Annotated in this window: 14 protein-coding genes and 1 pseudogene; 8 read left to right on the plus strand and 7 right to left on the minus strand. The window is 72.8% G+C overall.

The genetic code is table 11. From position 1 onward, the window contains the following. From AC5LSR_RS07590 to AC5LSR_RS07610, 5 genes are all read right to left on the minus strand, one after another. The coding region (locus AC5LSR_RS07590; protein WP_493464437.1) for a hypothetical protein at positions 1 to 335 on the minus strand (335 nt) is incomplete at its 3' end. 450 nt (positions 336 to 785) lie between these two features. After that, the gene (locus AC5LSR_RS07595; protein WP_250281722.1) at positions 786 to 2,612 is read right to left on the minus strand and encodes an SDR family oxidoreductase; all 1,827 of its coding nucleotides are present in this window, start codon (positions 2,610 to 2,612) and stop codon (positions 786 to 788) included. After that, positions 2,609 to 3,580: a M24 family metallopeptidase gene (locus AC5LSR_RS07600; RefSeq protein ID WP_250281724.1), complete on the minus strand. Its 972-nt coding sequence runs from the start codon at positions 3,578 to 3,580 to the stop codon at positions 2,609 to 2,611. The genes AC5LSR_RS07595 and AC5LSR_RS07600 overlap by 4 nt, the downstream gene beginning before the upstream one ends. Before the next feature lie 105 nt (positions 3,581 to 3,685). Continuing rightward, complete coding sequence (locus AC5LSR_RS07605; RefSeq protein WP_250281726.1) at positions 3,686 to 4,810, minus strand: PDR/VanB family oxidoreductase; 1,125 nt, start codon at positions 4,808 to 4,810, stop codon at positions 3,686 to 3,688. Continuing rightward, positions 4,810 to 5,760 carry a metal-dependent hydrolase gene (locus AC5LSR_RS07610; RefSeq protein ID WP_250281728.1) on the minus strand — a complete coding sequence of 317 codons (951 nt, stop codon included), beginning with the start codon at positions 5,758 to 5,760 and terminating at the stop codon, positions 4,810 to 4,812. Before AC5LSR_RS07610 ends, AC5LSR_RS07605 begins: the two co-directional genes overlap by 1 nt. 34 nt (positions 5,761 to 5,794) lie before the next feature. Between AC5LSR_RS07610 and AC5LSR_RS07615 the strand changes: the two genes are divergently transcribed. The 4 genes and pseudogenes from AC5LSR_RS07615 (at position 5,795) to AC5LSR_RS07630 (ending at position 9,481) form a co-directional block, all read left to right on the plus strand. Next, positions 5,795 to 6,367 (plus strand): IS607 family transposase, encoded by a 573-nt coding sequence (locus AC5LSR_RS07615; protein WP_250281730.1) that lies wholly within the window; start codon positions 5,795 to 5,797, stop codon positions 6,365 to 6,367. Then, positions 6,364 to 7,716: pseudogene (gene tnpB / locus AC5LSR_RS07620) on the plus strand (IS607 family element RNA-guided endonuclease TnpB). Before AC5LSR_RS07615 ends, tnpB begins: the two are co-directional and overlap by 4 nt. A gap of 170 nt (positions 7,717 to 7,886) precedes the next feature. Continuing rightward, positions 7,887 to 8,528, plus strand: a complete 642-nt coding sequence (locus AC5LSR_RS07625; protein ID WP_250281734.1) for a TetR/AcrR family transcriptional regulator — start codon at positions 7,887 to 7,889, stop codon at positions 8,526 to 8,528. Positions 8,529 to 9,229: 701 nt separating this feature from the next. Beyond that, a complete protein-coding gene (locus tag AC5LSR_RS07630) occupies positions 9,230 to 9,481 on the plus strand; it encodes a hypothetical protein (protein WP_250281735.1) in 252 nt (83 codons plus the stop codon). 168 nt (positions 9,482 to 9,649) lie between these two features. On the opposite strand, the gene AC5LSR_RS07635 is transcribed toward AC5LSR_RS07630, so the two are convergent. Beyond that, positions 9,650 to 10,048 carry a Clp protease N-terminal domain-containing protein gene (locus tag AC5LSR_RS07635; RefSeq protein ID WP_250281737.1) on the minus strand — a complete coding sequence of 133 codons (399 nt, stop codon included), beginning with the start codon at positions 10,046 to 10,048 and terminating at the stop codon, positions 9,650 to 9,652. Here AC5LSR_RS07635 and AC5LSR_RS07640 point away from each other — a divergent pair. The 3 genes from AC5LSR_RS07640 (at position 10,042) to AC5LSR_RS07650 (ending at position 12,717) form a co-directional block, all read left to right on the plus strand. Continuing rightward, positions 10,042 to 10,464: an RpiB/LacA/LacB family sugar-phosphate isomerase gene (locus tag AC5LSR_RS07640; protein ID WP_250281739.1), complete on the plus strand. Its 423-nt coding sequence runs from the start codon at positions 10,042 to 10,044 to the stop codon at positions 10,462 to 10,464. The genes AC5LSR_RS07635 and AC5LSR_RS07640 overlap by 7 nt on opposite strands. Positions 10,465 to 10,723: 259 nt before the next feature. Beyond that, on the plus strand, positions 10,724 to 11,203 hold the full coding sequence (locus AC5LSR_RS07645) for a MarR family winged helix-turn-helix transcriptional regulator (RefSeq protein WP_250281740.1): 480 nt from the start codon (positions 10,724 to 10,726) through the stop codon (positions 11,201 to 11,203). After that, positions 11,203 to 12,717, plus strand: a complete 1,515-nt coding sequence (locus AC5LSR_RS07650; protein ID WP_250281742.1) for an MFS transporter — start codon at positions 11,203 to 11,205, stop codon at positions 12,715 to 12,717. Before AC5LSR_RS07645 ends, AC5LSR_RS07650 begins: the two co-directional genes overlap by 1 nt. Positions 12,718 to 12,919: 202 nt before the next feature. Here AC5LSR_RS07650 and AC5LSR_RS07655 read toward each other — a convergent pair whose 3' ends face one another. Beyond that, on the minus strand, positions 12,920 to 14,200 hold the full coding sequence (locus AC5LSR_RS07655; RefSeq protein ID WP_250281744.1) for a transposase domain-containing protein: 1,281 nt from the start codon (positions 14,198 to 14,200) through the stop codon (positions 12,920 to 12,922). Positions 14,201 to 14,629: 429 nt separating this feature from the next. Here AC5LSR_RS07655 and AC5LSR_RS07660 point away from each other — a divergent pair, with 429 nt between their 5' ends. Beyond that, the gene (locus AC5LSR_RS07660) at positions 14,630 to 16,228 is read left to right on the plus strand and encodes an ABC transporter substrate-binding protein (RefSeq protein ID WP_250290891.1); all 1,599 of its coding nucleotides are present in this window, start codon (positions 14,630 to 14,632) and stop codon (positions 16,226 to 16,228) included. Positions 16,229 to 16,280 lie beyond the last annotated feature (52 nt).

Genomic DNA, 16,280 nt, shown 5'->3' on the forward strand with positions numbered 1-16,280 from the left:
TTCTGGATCTCGACCGGCCCCTCGTCGAAGACCGTGATGTCCGTGACGATGTATATCGGGCTGGGCCAGTCGACGTTGACGACGAACGTCACCCCGTTGTTCGGATCCCAGGGCGCGCCGTGCGGGGCGATATTGGACACCGTCACGTTCGCCGCCCCGATGAACCGCTGGTGGTTCTGGTCGGCGAACCCGCCGTGCGCGTCCGGGTCGGTCACCGGAATATACTCGCTGGCCGCGACGTGCACGATCGAGTTGGCGTTTATCGCCCCCCAGTTGAAGTTCAGCTGTTGGCGCCCGTGCAGCGCCCCCCAGTATTTCCGGATGTGCTGCGGCATCGCAACCACCCCTTTCTCGGCAGGGCCCGGCAGGAAACTCCTCGCCATGCCGGTGGGACCGCGGGGAACCCGCCTCGGCGAGGAGCGGGCGCGCCCCGGAGCCGACACGCGCCCGCTGTCGTCGCGCCCCGCCGCGAGGCGGGACTGCTCACAGCGGCGAGTCTGCTCCGCACGGAAGCGGCCGGCATCAGTGGTAACCCTGAAAAAACCGGCCATTGCGACGGCGGCTCCCCCTGGTCCCGAGCCCTCGGAGCGGTCCGGGCCGCGACCGCTCAGGCCGCGTGGCGGGGAACCGCGGCCGTCCCGAAGATCTTCTGGCACCGGCGGCGGGCCCCACGGACCCAGCCGGCCGTGCGCTGCGCGGCGGCGGCTGTCCAGGTGGCGGACGAGGTTCGCCAGCGCGTCACCGGCCAGGGTGGGCAGCAGCCCGCCGGGCAGGGTCCGGTCGTGTCAGTCGATGTCGATGCGGGCGGCGGCGCGCGTCAGGGCCGGGGAAAGCCGGCTGAGGAGGCGGCCGGCCCTGGCCTCGACGGTGACCGGGACGACGGCCCTGTTCTCCCGGACAGCGCGCAGGATCTGCCAGGCGACCTTCTCCGGGGGGAAGTTGCGCCTGGCGTAGAGCGCGGCGAAGCGGTCGCGGGTGGCGTCGAGCCCGTCGGCGGAACGGCCGGAGAAGGTGCTGGTCCGGGCGATGTTGGTGTTGACGAGGCCGGGGCAGATGGTGCTGACGCCGATGCCGGCGGGGGCGAGCTCGGCGCGCAGGCAGTCCGACAGCATGTAGACGGCCGCCTTGCTGGTGGCGTAGGCGGCCAGGACCTTGCTGGGCAGGTACGCGGCGGCGGAGGCGACGTTGACGAGGTGACCGCCCTCCCCGCGCTCGACCATCAGGGTGGCGAAGGCGCGGCAGCCATGGACGACCCCGCCGAGGTTGACCTCCAGGATGTGCCGCCACTCCTTCTCGGTGGTCCGCAGGAAGGTGCCGCCGTGGCCGACACCGGCGTTGTTGACCACGATGTCGGGGACGCCGTGGGCCACGGCCACCTCTCTGGCGAAGGTGTCGACGGCGGCGCTGTCGGCGACGTCCACCCGGTAGGCGTGGGCCTCGGGTGCGCCGAGCAGGCGGGCGAGTTCGACGGTGCGCTCGGCGGTGGCCAGGTCGAGGTCGCAGACCACGACGGCGGCGCCGTGCTCGGCGAAGGCCAGCGCGGTGGCCCGTCCGATGCCGCTGCCGCCGCCGGTGACGACGGCCAGCTTCCCGGCGAAAGCCGCCCGCTCCAGGCCACGGCCGAGGCGCGGGCCGAGGCGCGGGCCGAGGCGGAGGCGCTGGCGCTGGCTGGCGGCCTGTTCCCGGCTCGAGGCGGCGGCCCGCTCGAGGGCGGGGGCGGCGGGCGCGCCGTCGGCGTGCGCGGCGATTTCTCCGATCATCTGTGCCACGGTGGGGCCTTTCTCAAGCAGTGCGGACCAGTGCCCGGCGGTCAGGGTGCGCCGCCACAGACGGGGCGCCCAGCGGTCGAGATCGTCGCCCAGCGCGGGGCTGACGTAGCGGTCCCGGGTAAGAGTGATCAGCTGCACCGGTACGGCGGTCGGGCGCTGCCGGGGCCGCAGCAGGTGGCGCAGCATGTTGGCCCGGTACAGCGCGATCCCGCGGACGGCGTCGGCGGCGAGGGTGGGCCGCGGGTGGCCGGCCCGCGGGGTGACCCCTTCGGCACGCGCCAGCACGCTCCCCCACCGCGCGGCCAGCCCGAGCCGCCAGCCGGCCGGGGCGAGCAGCGGCAGGTGGAAGAGGCCGATGTACCAGGAGCGCGTGGCCTGGGTGAGCAGCTGGCCGAGGTGATGCGGGGTGGGGCGGGCGAGCCGGCGGCGCGCCCAGTGGCCGGCGTGGTCCAGGCAGGGGCCGGACAGGGAGGTATAGGAGGCGATGCGGCCCGCCGCCCGGGGGTCGGTGACGGCCTCCCAGGCCTGGATGGACCCCCAGTCGTGGGCGGCGAGGTGCACCGCCCGGTACGGGCTGACCGCGTCGGCCACTGCGAACAGATCGTCCGCGAGATGCGACAGACGGTAGCTGCTTACCCCTCTCGGCGCCCCGGAGGCCCCGGCGCCGCGCACGTCGTAGCGCACCACATGGTGGCCGTCGGCGGCGAGGGCGGCGGCGACGTCGTCCCAGACCCCGTGGGTGTCGGGGTAGCCGTGCACGAGCAGCACCGTCGGCCCGGCCGGGTTGCCCTGCTCGTACATGGCCAGCGGCACACCGGCGGAGACGACCGCCCGCCGCCTCATCGCGCCTCCACCGCGACGCCCGACGCGACACCCGGCACCACAACACCCGGCACCGCGAGATCCGGCACCGCGAGATCCGACGAGGTGTCCGCGGCCCGCTGCCAGCGGCGTACGTGCGGCAGGTCGTCGTCGAGCCAGTAGGCGTCGTCCTCGGTGACCACCAGCAGCTCCTCGAACTTCAGGCCCACGTCGCGGAACGCGACGTGCGGCTCGACTGCCCACAGCCCCGGCGTGGGCGCGTGCCGGGAGGCACGGCCGTCGGCCCACAGCGGCGACCGGCCGTACCGGCGCTCGCCGAGGAACTCGCGGCCGAGGGTCTGCAGCGTCCGTACGCCGAAGCCGAGGACGCTGACCCCGGCGGGCCCGCGGGCGGTCGTGCGGGTGATCTGGTGGCCGATGACCCGTCCCGGGTAGACCCGGTGCCGGTTGTCGTAGCCGTGGCGGGCGATGAGCGCGTCCACCCGGGCGTAGATCTCGTTGAGCGGTGTGCGCCGGCGCGCCTCGGCGACGATCAGGTCGCGGTATTCGCGCAGGTCACGGTCGATCCTGTCCCAGACGGGGCTGGCGCCGGCCCGGCCGGCGTACCCGATGTCGGCGGTGTAGCCGTCGATGACGGGAGCGCAGTCGAGGATGTACGGCATGCCCTCCTCGAGCCTGCGCCGGCTCGGGAAGAACTGCAGCGGCGTGCGGAAGTGCCGGAAGGCGGTCCGGTCACCGAACCAGGCGAAGGGGATGTGGAAGAAGTCCTGGACGCCGGCGGCGGCCAACTCCCGGCCCAGCCGCGCGCTGGCCTGGCGTTCGGTCACGCCGGGCTCCAGCCAGGCCCCGACCCGCTCGGCGCAGGCGTAGGCGAGCCGCTGCAGCTCACGGAAACGGTCGAGGTCGCCGCCGTCGTACGGGAAGGCCGTCGTGGCCTGGGAGCGCCGGCGGGCTGATGTCCGGGCCGGTGTCCGGAGCGGTGCGGTCATGGATGTCGCCTCCGGGTCGGGTGCCCACCGGTTCGGGTGGGCACTTCGCACGACTACACAGTTCGACTACTTGGGGTGAGCAAGAGGCTCGGGGTGACTAAGAGATCACAGGTCCAGGACGAGGCTTTCGCCCGCGCGGGCGCGGGAGACGCAGACGAGCATCGCGCCGTCGGCACGCTCGGTGTCGGTGAGCCGATGGTCACGGTGATCGACGGCTCCGGCGAGGACGCGTTGGCGGCAGATCCCGCAGAAGCCCCGCCGGCAGGAGTACGCGACCGTGGGGACGGCCTCGGCGAGCACGTCCAGGACGGAGCGGTCGGCGGGCACGGGCAGCACGCGCCCGCTGCGGGCCAGCCGCAGCTCGAAGGGCCGGCCGTCCCAGGGCGGCGGGACGGGCGCGAAGCGCTCGACGTGCAGGCCGCTGGCCGGGCTCGCGTCGAAGGCCGCCTGGATGCCGTCGAGCATGGGAGGTGGGCCGCAGGCGTAGACGGCGGCCCCGGCCGGGGCGCGGCGCAGCAGGCCGGCGGCGTCGGGAGCCCCGCGCTCCCCGCCGGAGAGGATCTCCACCCGGCCGCCGAACCCGCGCAGCTCGTCGGTGAACGGCAGCGACGCGCGGCCGCGGCCGCTGTACACCAGCCGCCAGTCCAGGCCGAGCCGGGCGGCCTCGCGGGCCATCGGCAGGATCGGGGTGATGCCGATACCGCCCGCGACGAACAGCACGCGGGGCTCGCCGGCGAACGGGAAGGCGTTGCGCGGCCGGCCCACGGCGAGCCGGCTGCCCGTCGGCAGGGCGTCGTGCACCTCCACAGACCCGCCGCCCCCGCCGTCGACGCGGCGGACCGCGATCTGGTAGACGCCCCGGTCGGCGGGGTCGCCGCACAGGGAGTACCGGCGCCGGCGGCCGGAGGGCAGGCGCAGCTCGAGGTGGGCGCCGGGCCGCCAGGCGGGCAGCACGGCCCCGTCGGGAGCGGCCAGCCGCAGGCGGACGACGTCGTCGGCCACGTACCCGCGGCCGGCCACCACGAGGTTCAGCGCGGACGCGGGCGCGGGCGGCGGCGTGGACCGGTGCCGACGGCTGCCCGGGCGTCCGCCCGACCGGACGACCAGCGGGAACAGCACGTCACCGACGGCGGCCAGCGCCCGCATCGCGCGGTCGGCACGGGGCCTGCCGTACAGGTCGGGAGGAACGTGCCGGCCCGCCGCGGCCGGGTGATGCCCAGGCCCGGACATCAGCGGGCGGCCGCGGCGCGGGCGGCCGGGGAGGTGGCGAGGTAGGCGGCCGCCTGCCGGGCCGAGCCCTCCTGCGTGGGGTGGTAGTCACGCCTGAGGTAGCGCAGCCCGGAGCGCACGGCCTGGCCCGGGGCTGGCAGCAGCCCCCGCCGGGATGCCGCGAGGAAGGCACGCCCGCTCTCCACCCGCCGTGGCCCGCCCGGCCGCGATCCGGCCAGCCGTGGATCGGCGGCCATCAGGAAACGCGCTCCACGGATCCATAACCAGTACAGAATGGGACCGGTGATCATCATGCTGCGGATCCGCCGCGGATAGCCCGGGTCCAGGTGCCTGAGCAGGTCGTATGCGACGCTGCGGTGCTCGATCTCCTCCGCGCCGTGCCAGCGCAGCAGGTCCAGCATCACCGGGTCGGCGCCGGCCCGGTCCAGGGCGTCCGCACTGAGCACCCAGTCGCCGAGGAAAGCGGTGAAGTGCTCGACCGCGGCGATGATCGCCACCTGCTCAACGACCTGCTCCCGGGCACGCCCCGGCGGCAGCCCTGGGCGCTCCCCCAGCACCCGGTGGAAGAACCACTCAAGCTGGCGTAGATACGGGTCCGGGTCCGGCCCGCCCGCGCGCAGGTGGTCGAGCGCCCCCTGGTGGGCCTGCGCGTGGATGGCCTCCTGGCCGATGAACCCGAGCACGTCCTCCCGCACCCGGTCGTCCGTGATCATCGGCAGTGCGCGCTGGAAGACGCGCACGAACCAGCGCTCGCCCTCGGGCAGCAGCAGATGCAGCACGTTGATGATGTGGCTGGCGACGGGCTCGCCCGGAATCCAGGGCGTCGGAAGCCGTGACCAGTCGAAACGGACGTCACGCGGCCGCAGGACCAGGCCGTCGGGCTCGAACGTGGCTGCGGCGCGGGCGGTGGACGCGGTGGACGCGGCGCGGGCGGTGGCAGGGGTGCCCATCTGTTCTCCAGTGAGTATGCAGTATGATGTTTGAGTGAACTTGAAGCAGTGGGCCGAGCGGGAAGGAGTGCACCACGTCACCGCATACCGATGGTTTCGGGAAGGCAAGCTGCCGGTGCCGGCCCGCAGAGTGGGCCGGCTGATCCTGGTTGAGCCGGAGGCCGTCGAACGGCCGGCGGGGCAGACCGTGGTGTACGCCCGGGTTTCATCCGCGGACCACAAGCCAGACCTAGACCGGCAGGTCGCCCGCGTCACCGCCTGGGCCACCGGGCAGGGCCTACCTGTGGGCAGGGTCGTCACCGAGGTCGGTTCGGCACTCAACGGCCACCGAAAGAAGTTCCTCGCGCTGCTGCGCGACCCGGACGTCTCCACGATCGTCGTCGAGCACCGCGACCGGTTCGCCCGCTTCGGCGCCGAATACGTCGAAGCTGCCCTCGCCGCCTCCGGCCGGCGGCTTCTCGTGGTCGATCCCGCCGAGGTCGACGACGACCTCGTCCGAGACATGACCGAGATCCTGACGTCGATGTGCGCCCGGTTGTACGGCCGCCGCGCCGCCGCGGACAGGGCCCGCCGGGCTGTCGAAGCCGCTACCGGGGCGGCCGAGTGAGGACGTTGCAGGCGTACCGGTTCGCGCTCGACCCGAACGACGCCCAGCTCGCAGACCTCCGGCGGCACGCCGGGGCGGCCCGGTTCGCCTACAACTGGGGGCTGGCCCGGGTGAAGGCCGCCCTCGCGCAACGGGACGCGGAGAAGACCTACGGCGTGGACGGCGACCAGCTGACCCCGGTGCCGTGGACGCTGCCCGCGCTGTGACTGCGGTGGAACCAGAGGAAGAACGACGTGGCGCCGTGGTGGGCGGGGTGCTCGAAGGAGGCATTCTCCGCGGGGCTTGACCGGTTGGCGCGGGCCTTGAAGAGCTTCTCCGACGCGAAGAACGGCAAGCGGAAGGGCCGCCGGGTCGGCTTCCCGCGGTTCAAGAAGCGGGGGAAGGCACGCGACTCGTTCCGCTACACGACCGGTGTCTACGGGCCGGCCGGCGACCGGCGGGTGAAGCTGCCCCGGATCGGCCGGGTACGGGTCCACGAGCCAATGGGCGCGCTGACCAGCCGGCTCGCCGACGGCCGGGCTCGGCTGCTGGGCGCGACCGTGTCCCGCACCGCGCGGCGCTGGTTCGTGTCGTTCACCGTCGAGGTCGACCGTGAGATCCCCGACACCCCGTCCCGGCGGCAGCGCACGGGCGGCGCGGTCGGCGTCGATCTGGGCGTGAAGCACCTCGCGGTCCTCTCGACCGGCGAGACGATCCCGAACCCGAGACATCTGGCCACATCGCTGCGTCGGCTGCGGACCGCGTCGCGCGCCTACACCAGGTCCAAGCCTGGCAGCGTGGGACGGCACAAGCGTGCCGCCCGGCTCGCCCGTATCCACGCCCGCGTCGCGGCCCAGCGCCGCGACGGCCTGCATACGCTCACCACCCGGCTCGCGAAGACCCACGACGTGATCGTGGTCGAAGACCTGCATGTGGCCGGGATGGCGCGTAACCGGCACCTTGCCCGCGCCGTCTCCGACACGGGGATGGCCGAGGTCCGCCGCCAGCTCGTCTACAAGACGTCGTGGTACGGCTCCCGGCTGGTCGTCGCGGACCGCTGGTACCCGTCGAGCAGGACCTGTTCCGGCTGCGGCAGGCGAAACCCAAGCCTGACGCTGTCGGACCGCACGTTCACCTGCCCGTCCTGCGGGCTGGCGGTTGACCGCGACGTGAACGCCGCGGTCAACCTGCGTGACCTCGTCGCCGCCAGTGCGTCGGAGACGCAAAACGCCCGTGGAGGCGACCGTAAGACCGCGCTCGCGCGGCAGGTGCCTGTGAAGCGGGAACCCGGCACCGCGCGAGCGGGTCAGACCGGGGGTGCCATCCCATCGAGGGTGGCTGCGAGGCAGAGGCTTACTCATGCTTCATGACTCGCAACGGCATCGGAGCGCTCCTCCATCACGTGGCGAGGGCGGAAGAAGACGCGGGGTGCGGCCCCGGCCCAGGACAGTGACGCACCATTGTTGAGGATTAGTCAACAGTAGGCCCTGTTGAGCTGGAGTCAATAGTTCTGTTGAGTTTTGGTTAATAAGATGGGCACATGGTTCGTCCTACCGGCGTGCGCGGCACCCGGCTCCTGCCCGCCGACCGCCGCGGCCAACTGCTGGCCGCCGCCCGCCACGTCCTGGAACGAGGGACGATCGACGACGTCCGCGTCGAGAGCGTGGCCGCCGAGGCGGGCGTCTCCCCCGGGCTGCTGTTCCACTACTTCGGCTCGCAGCGCGGGTTCCGGCACGCCGTCCTGCGGGCAGCCGCCGAGGAGCTCCTCGACCACCTGCGCCCCGACCCGTCCCTGGCTCCCGGCGAGCAGCTGCGCGCCGGGGTCGAGACCTTCGTCGAGTACGTCTGCCGCCACCCCGACGTCTACCTGGCCATCACCCGGCTCGACGGCGGCAGCGACATGCGCACCCTGCACCGCTCGACCCGCGCCACCCTGACGGGCTGGCTGACCGAGGGCCTCACCACCGCGGGCGCGCCGGCCACCCCCGCCCTCACCATGGCCGTGGCCGGCTGGCTGGCATACATGGAGGAGGTCGTCCTCACCTGGCTCGACCAGCCGGCCATGGACCGGGCCGACCTCGTCAACCTGTGCGAACGCACCTGCCACCAGATCGTCATGGCCGCCCTGAACGACTCCGAGCAGTACGAGCGGCTCACGGACCGCATCCGCGGTCGCGCCTGAGCGCCACCGTCACCACCAGCGCCGTACGACCCGCCCGGCCCCCCGCCAGGAACAGCCAACCCGCCGGGAACAGCAATCCCGCCAGGTCAGCTAAAAGACAGTCAAGCCGTCAGGGTGGCCACAAGGACAACCAAAAGGGCAATCGGCAAAACAGCCGGCGGGACGGCTGGCAGAGCCGGCGGGCAGGTTCGTGTTCCGCCCGGCTGCTCCCTGGGCACCATCATTCCCGCGGGCATTTCCGCGGGGCCCGGTAAGCGAGCCGTCCCCGTCGCGACTCACGACGCGGTAAGCCGTCGGCAATGACGAACACCCAGGCTGTCGACGAGGCCGAACTCTGTGCGAGGTCAGGTGATGATGGTTCCGGTATCACGTAAAGCCCAGTTACCCGTGCGACACAATGCGGGGCAGTCCTGCTGGCGGTACTGCTCTCCGTCGTACTTGTCGGTGCGTGCGGTTCCAGGACGACCGGCGGCGGGAGCGCGGCACCAGCCGCCGCCGCGTCCGAGCCGGCAGCCGCCGAAACCCCCTACGAAGGCACCTGTCCGAGCGGCGAGAACAGCAGGCCGCTGGCCAAGACCCGTTTCGCGCTGCACGCCGGCCTGGGGCTGGGTGCCTTCCATCGGTACATCTACAAGCCGGCACGGGAGGGGAAGTTCAGAGCGAACGCGGACAACCGGGGGCGCACGCTCGCCAAGGCGGCGGTGGCCGGTCTGTTCACCGCCCACGAGCTCAAGGTCGCCAAGGGGTTCGCGGTGGCCAATCCGACGCTGTGCAACGCCGTACAGTCGATCAGCAACAATTTCACGGCTCTCGTCGACAAGCTCAAGAACGGCAGCGCGACCGAGGCTGACGTCAACGCCAGCCAGAGCTCCTTCGACGCGCTCCGCCAGCAGGCCACCCAGGATGGTTTCGGCTTCAACGAGAAGAACGTCACCGTCCCCGGAGCCGACTGACGACCCCCACCGGGGCGCGTGACCCGCATACGCGTGTGCGCCCCGAATCCAGTTGAACAGGCCGGTTGGCGCGCGGCTGTCCACATCGCGCGCCAACCGGCCGTTCCCGCGTGAAGCCCTGGCAGGACCGGCGCGCCGGTATGCCGGTATGCCGGTATGCCGCCGCGGTCATGCCTTCCTGCCGGCGACGATCGCGGCGAGGGCGGTGGCGAGCTGTGTCTCCACGGCGGCCCTGTCGACGCCGAGCCCGGACAGCGCACCGTCGCCGTCCTCCCGCTCCAGCAGGGCGAGCAGGATGTGTTCGGTGCCGATGTATCGGCAGGAGTCACGGAGAGCACGTCGGCGAGGAACGCCTGTTGCGTGGCGCGAGCGGCTCGTCCGCGGGCCATCCATCGGGTCACGGTCGAGGAAGCGGACGGCGGCGCGTCGGCATGCCGTTTCGACCTGGAACGGAACGTCGAAGGACGCCGGGAAAGGGACGTTGAAGACGGGGAAGAGGTCGTCGATGATACGTCGGTCGGCGATGGGGCTGGAGGACGAGGCGGCTGGAGGACAAGGCGATGACACGGATCGGGTTCGCGGCCGACAGCGAGAACGAGTGCGTCCACGCCGTGCGCGAGTTCATCCGCACCGAACATGAGCTGGTGTTCCCGAGCGAGTCCACGGTGTGGACCGATATGTCACGTACCGTAGCCGAAGCGGTCGTCGCTGGCGAAGTCGACTACGGGGTGCTGATGTGCTGGACGGGCACCGGCACCGCGATAGCGGCCAACAAGGTACGTGGCGTGCGGGCCGCCACGGCCGCCGACGCGTGGACGGCCCGCGGCGCGCGGCTGTGGAACGATGCCAACGTCCTGGCCCTGAGTCTCAAACGCCTGGCCCCCGACGTCGCCGTCGAGTGTGTACGCGCCTTCCTGGAGCAGACCGAGCCCGACCCCGAGGAACTACCCGTGATCCAGGGCCTGCGAGACATCGACGGCTGACCACGCGCCCCGGTAGCACGGGGCCTACCGGCCGGGAAGTTTCACCGACGGCGGGCCCCAGCTGCCGCTGTTCGCCATCGGACTGGCATTCGGGCAGGCGGCACCGGGTCGCCGGTCTCCGCTCTCCGGTCTCCGGTCTCCGGTCTCCAAGAGAGATCAACTATTGGCTGAAGCCGACACGGCGCTGGAGAAAGCCGTCTTGAGGCCATGTCCGATCTCTCAGTTGGTTTTACCCAACCAATCGAGATAGCGTGGCCGTATGACCAGTACGGCTCCTCAGACCGATCAGGCCATCGCTGGCGCGGCGGTGGCGCTCAACACCGCCGGGTGCTGGCTGTTGTCGCCGGCTACCAAGCGCCGCATCGCCGCCGAGGCGGGGCTGACCCTTCCCGCGGGCGACTACACGCTGCTGACACAGATCGACCGCTGGCAGCCGGTGCGACTGTCCACGATCGCCGAGCGGCTGGGGGTGGACCGCTCCTCGCTCAGCCCGCAGACACAACGGCTGGCGAGCGCGGGGCTGATCCTGCGGCTGCCGGACCCGCTGGACCATCGCGCCCAACTGCTGGAGGTCACCGAGCAGGGCCGCGAGGTGCTCGAACGGCTGTGGGCGGCCCGGTCCCGGGCACTGGCGGAACTCGTCGCGGGCTGGGCAGCCGAGGACGTGCACCGGCTGACCGCGAGCCTGGTGAGCCTCGCCGAGAGCATCGACGCCCGGGCGCACCGGACAGGCGCCTGATGAGCGTGGAGCGCGGCCTGGACCGGGCCGCCCTCCCCGAGCCCGCGGCCCCTGCCCCGACGCCCGCGCCCACATCCGTCCCGCTGCCGCGCCGCGCGCCCGACGGCGTGATCACGGCGCTGGCCTGCCTGGGCCAGTTCATGGTCGTACTCGACGTGTCCATCGTGAACGTGGCGCTGCCGTCGATCCACGACGCGCTCGGCTTCTCCACCGCCGACCTGCCGTGGGTCGTCAACGCCTACACCCTGACCTTCGCCGGCTTCATGCTGCTCGGCGGGCGGGCCGCCGACCTGTACGGCCGCAAGCGTGTCTTCGTCGCGGGTGTCGCCCTGTTCACCGTGGCCAGCGTGCTGGGCGGCGCCGCACCCTCGGCCGGGGTCCTGGTCACGGCGCGGGCGCTACAGGGCCTGGGCGCGGCGATCCTGGCCCCCTGCACGCTGACCATCCTGACCACGACCTTCCCCGAGGGCGCCCGGCGCGCCCGGGCGATCGCCGCGTGGACCATGGTCGGCGCGGTCGGCGGCGCCGCGGGGGCGATCCTCGGCGGCCTGCTCACGGACTACCTCGGTTGGCGGTGGATCCTGCTGGTCAACCTCCCGGTGGGGGTCGCCGTCGTGGCCGGCTCGCTGCGGTGGCTGGCCGACCTGCCGGGGCTGGGCGGGCGCAGCCTGGACGTCCCGGGCGCCGTCACGGTCTCCGCCGGGCTCACCGCGGTCGCGTACGGCATCGTCCAGGCGGGCAAGGACGGCTGGAGCCCGGTGGGAAGCTGGCTGCCGATCGTCGTCGGAGCGCTGCTGCTCGCGCTGTTCGTCGTGGTGGAGCAGTGGTTGGCGACGGTGCCCCTGCTGCCGCTGCGGCTGCTGCGGTCGGCCCTGCGCAGCGGGGCGAACGTGGTGATGTTCCTGCTGGGCGCCGGGTTCTTCGGGCTGCTCTACTTCGTCTCGCTCTACCTGCAGAACGTCCGCGGCTACAGCCCGGTGGAGGCGGGGCTGGTCTTCGTGCCGCACGCGGTGGCCACGGTCGTCGGCGCGCGGACGGCGGCACGCCTGCTGGCCGCCGGCCGCCGGCCGCCGGTGCTGATCTCGGCGGGGCTGCTGATCTCGGCGGCGGGCTTCGGCTGGCAGGCCGCGCTGCGGACGGACACGCTCGTGGCGCTGGGCGTGATCGGCCCGGGTGTGCTGGTCTTCCTCGGTATCGGTGTCGCGCTGACCCCGGTCGCCGTGACGGCCATGGCAGGCGTGCAGCCGCAGGACGCGGGCGTCGCCTCCGGTCTGGCCAACGCGGCCCGGCAGGTGGGCGGTTCGTTCGGCCTGGTGGTGCTGACCTCGCTGGCCGCCGCGCACACCAGCTCCCGTCCCGACGGCTCCGGGCCGCATCCGAGTGGCGCGGCTCTCACCTCCGGCTATGACCTGGCCTTCATCACCTCCGCGGCGATCCTGGTGGGCTGCGTACTGATCACACTGCTGTTGCCCTGGCCGCCGAAGCCGAAGCCGGCGGCGGTGCCGGAGGGCTGACCGACCGACGGCTGGCAGCCGCCCGGCGGCGGTGGGCGCCGGTCCGCGCGGCTGGCTCCAACCGAGTTCCAGCGATCCTCCACCGCAGGGTGAAAGGTTCGAGCGGAACGGAAAGTCCAGGCTGGACGGAAAGTCCGGGCGGGGCGAAAAGTCCAGGCAGGGCGAAAAGTCCAGGCGAGACAGGCAGGACGCACGCCGGACGTCAGACGATCCGGCGGACCGGCCGCGGGCCGGGGCCATGGGTGGCGAAGCGGGGCACGGCCCCGGCGGCCTCCCTGCCCACCGTGGCGGTGGTGTCACGGCGGCCCGGCAGGTCCCCGCGCAGCAGCACGGTGATCGCCTGGTGGACGAGCAGGTAGCCCCACACCTCCTGGCGGACCCCGCTCGCCGAGCGGGACCGCAGCACCGGCACCGGCACCGGCTCGGGCCGCCCGGGTCCGCCGCCAGCCCCGGCAGCGGGCAGGGCGGACGCGGCCGTGACGGCGGGCCGGGCGTGGGCAGAGCCCGGCGTGGCCAGACCGGCCAGGCCGGCCAGCGCCTCGCGGAACCGCCAGCGCCTCGCGTACAGCTCGACGAGTTCGGCCGCGGGGGCGCGCACCGGGTCGAGCAGGCTGGTGACCAAGCGGACCGGCCGACCCGCGATGGCGCCCTCCACGACCCGGACGGGCACCGCGACGCCCGTCTCGTCCTCGTCCTGCGGGCAGTCGCCGGCGCCGTCGAGCACGCAGCGGTACGAGCCGTCGGGCAGCATGGCGTGGGGGGTCAGCGCGGTGTCGGCGGGCGCGGCCCACAACAGTTCCGCGCCGTGCTCGCGGGCCACGCACCAGGCCCGGACGCCGAGCGTGCCGAAGTCGGCGAGCAGCAGGTCGTGCCCGGTCAGGGCCCGCAGCAGCGGCCAGGTCAGCACGGCCCGGGCGCCTGCGTCCGGGCCCAGCCGGGCGTCGACGACGGCCCGGGTCGTCTCGTCGGCGAGGGCCGCGACCCGCAGGCACGGCGGGCCCTCGCCGGTGGCCGGGTCGCGGCCGAAGGCGGCCAGGTTCTCCTCGGAGTCCGGCGTCTCGATACGCAGCGTGTCCAGGGACAGCACGCGCAGCCCCCGGTAGGTGGGCGGACCACCCACCCGTGCGGCCGTGGCACGAAAGAGCGCTTCCAGCGGCTCGGCGCCGAGCCTGGCCCGGGCCCGTGACAGCGCGGCGGCCGTGGGCACCGGGCAGGTGGTCGGCCGACCCAGGCTCCAGATCAGCCCCTGGGCCAGCAGCCGCGCCACCCGCTCGTACTTAAGACCGGGAAACAGGCACAGCGCCAGCACGAAGTACACCACCACCCGGGACGGCAGCAGCCGGGTACGCATCTGGATCCGGCCGGTGTCGGCGAGCACGGCGTCGACGACGTCGGCGGGAAAAGCCCTGGTGAGCATGGCGACGGCGATGCGGTCGGCAAGCGAGTCACCCACGTCGGGGCCCGTCGTGCCGCTCAGCTCCATATTCGGTTCTCCGTTCCTATTCCTGGCGGTACCGGGCCGTTAAGTCAACAGCCCCCGGCTGGCGGCGTCAATTGTCTCTGGCCCTGCCCCGAATAGCCACGGTAGTCTCCCGACGTGCCCGCGGGAGCCGTAATTCTGATGCGCCGTCTGGACGTCGACCTCGTCCGGCAGGCAAGTGCGCTCTGTCCCTGAGCCACCTGCGTACACACCCCATATCACCAGTCACCACGCCGTGGGCCGCGGGCCGGCGATTTCCGTGTCCGCATTCCGTCCGCGCGCGTACCGGTCGACGTCCGTCGCAAGGCGGCACCGCTGATTTCCGCTCCGCAACAATCCGCTTCAGGAGTGTCCATGTTCCGCCAGTCGAGCCCACCCGTTCCCGCGCGCCGCAGACATATCGGAGGGCCGGGCCGCCGAATTCTGCCCGGAATGGCGGTGGTGCTGTGCCTGGGGCTAGGACTGGCCGCCTGCTCCTCGTCGGACGACGGCGGCGGCGGGACGGCGGCGCCCGGCCTGGGTGCCGCGCGCGGCGGCGGAATGCTGACGGTCGCGGTGGTGAGCAAGCCGCTGTGCCTGGATCCGCAGAACAACAGCTCCAACGGCAACACCGCGATCAGCCGCCAGCTGGTGTCCTCGCTCACCGACCAGGACCCGGCCACCGGAAAGATCGTCCCGTGGTTGGCCTCGAAGTTCGAGGTCGGCGCGTCGGCCACCGAGTTCACCTTCACCCTGCGCCCCGGGGCGACCTTCAGCGACGGCGCGCCGGTGGACGCGGCCGCGGTCAGGGCGAACTTCGACGCCATCGTCAGGCTCGGCGCCGTGGACGCGGTCGCCGCCAGCTACCTGACCGGCTACCAGGGCACCACCGTGGTCGACAGCCACACCGCGAAGGTCACGTTCTCCCGTCCCAACGCGCAGTTCCTCCAGGCCACCTCGACGGCCGCGCTGGGACTGCTCTCCCCCGCCTCGCTGGCCCTCGCCCCGGAAGAGCGCTGCCAGGGCCGCGGCCTCGCCGGCGCGGGCCCGTTCGTGCTGAAGGAGGCCGTGCAGGGCACGGAGATCCGGCTTGCGCGGCGCGCGGACTACGCGTGGGGCTCGCCGGTGTGGAAGCACCAGGGCGCGGCCTACCTCGACGGCATCGACTACAAGGTGGTGCCCGAGTCCGGGGTGCGCGTCGGCAGCCTGCTCTCCGGTCAGGTCGACACGGTCATCGGGGTCGACGCGCGGGATGAACGGCGGCTCGCCGCCGGCGGCGCCACCGAGCTGTCCCGGCCGGTGCCGGGCGTCACGTACAACCTGACGGCCAACACCGAGCGGCCGCTGCTGGCCGACGCCTCCGTCCGTAAGGCCCTGACCAAGGGCATCGACCGCGCCACCATCGTCCGGACCCTGCTAAGCGACCACTACCGGCCGGCCAGCAGCATCCTGACCTCCAGCACGCCCGCGTACACCGACCTGTCGGCCGACCTGGCCCACGACCCGGCAGGTGCCCGCGCCCTGCTGGACGCGGCCGGCTGGCGGCCGGGCGGTGACGGCATCCGCGCCAGGGACGGCGTGCGGCTGGCACCGACGCTGATCTACCCGGGGGTCGACACCGCCAGCCGCAACGTGCTCCAGCTGGTCCAGTCCCAGCTGCGCGAGATCGGCGTGGACGCCCAGCTCTCCGGGCTGCCGCTGAACCAGCTCGCGCCCGACCAGGACGCCGGCCGGTACGACCTGCTGTGGTTCGGCCTGACCCGCGCCGACCCCGACGTGTTGTCGACCGTCTTCGCCACCACCACCAAGAACCGCGCCCACCTGCCCGCCGGCAACCCGTTGGACACGCTGCTGGCGAAACAGTCCGAGACGCTCGACGCCGCCGAGCGCGCAGCCCTGGTCGGGCAGGCACAGCGGCAGATCGTCCAGGAGGCGTACTCGCTGCCCGTCTACGAGCAGGCTCAGTCCGTGGCGTTCGCCGGGCGGGTGCAGGGGGTGGCGCTGGACGGCTCCGCGCAGCCGGCGTTCTTCGACACCTGGCTGGCGAACTGACCGGCCAGCAGGCACCAGCCGGGCAGCGCGGACCTGACAGCACAAATCAGGA

This window comes from Protofrankia sp. CiP1_Cm_nod4 (assembly GCF_982290645.1).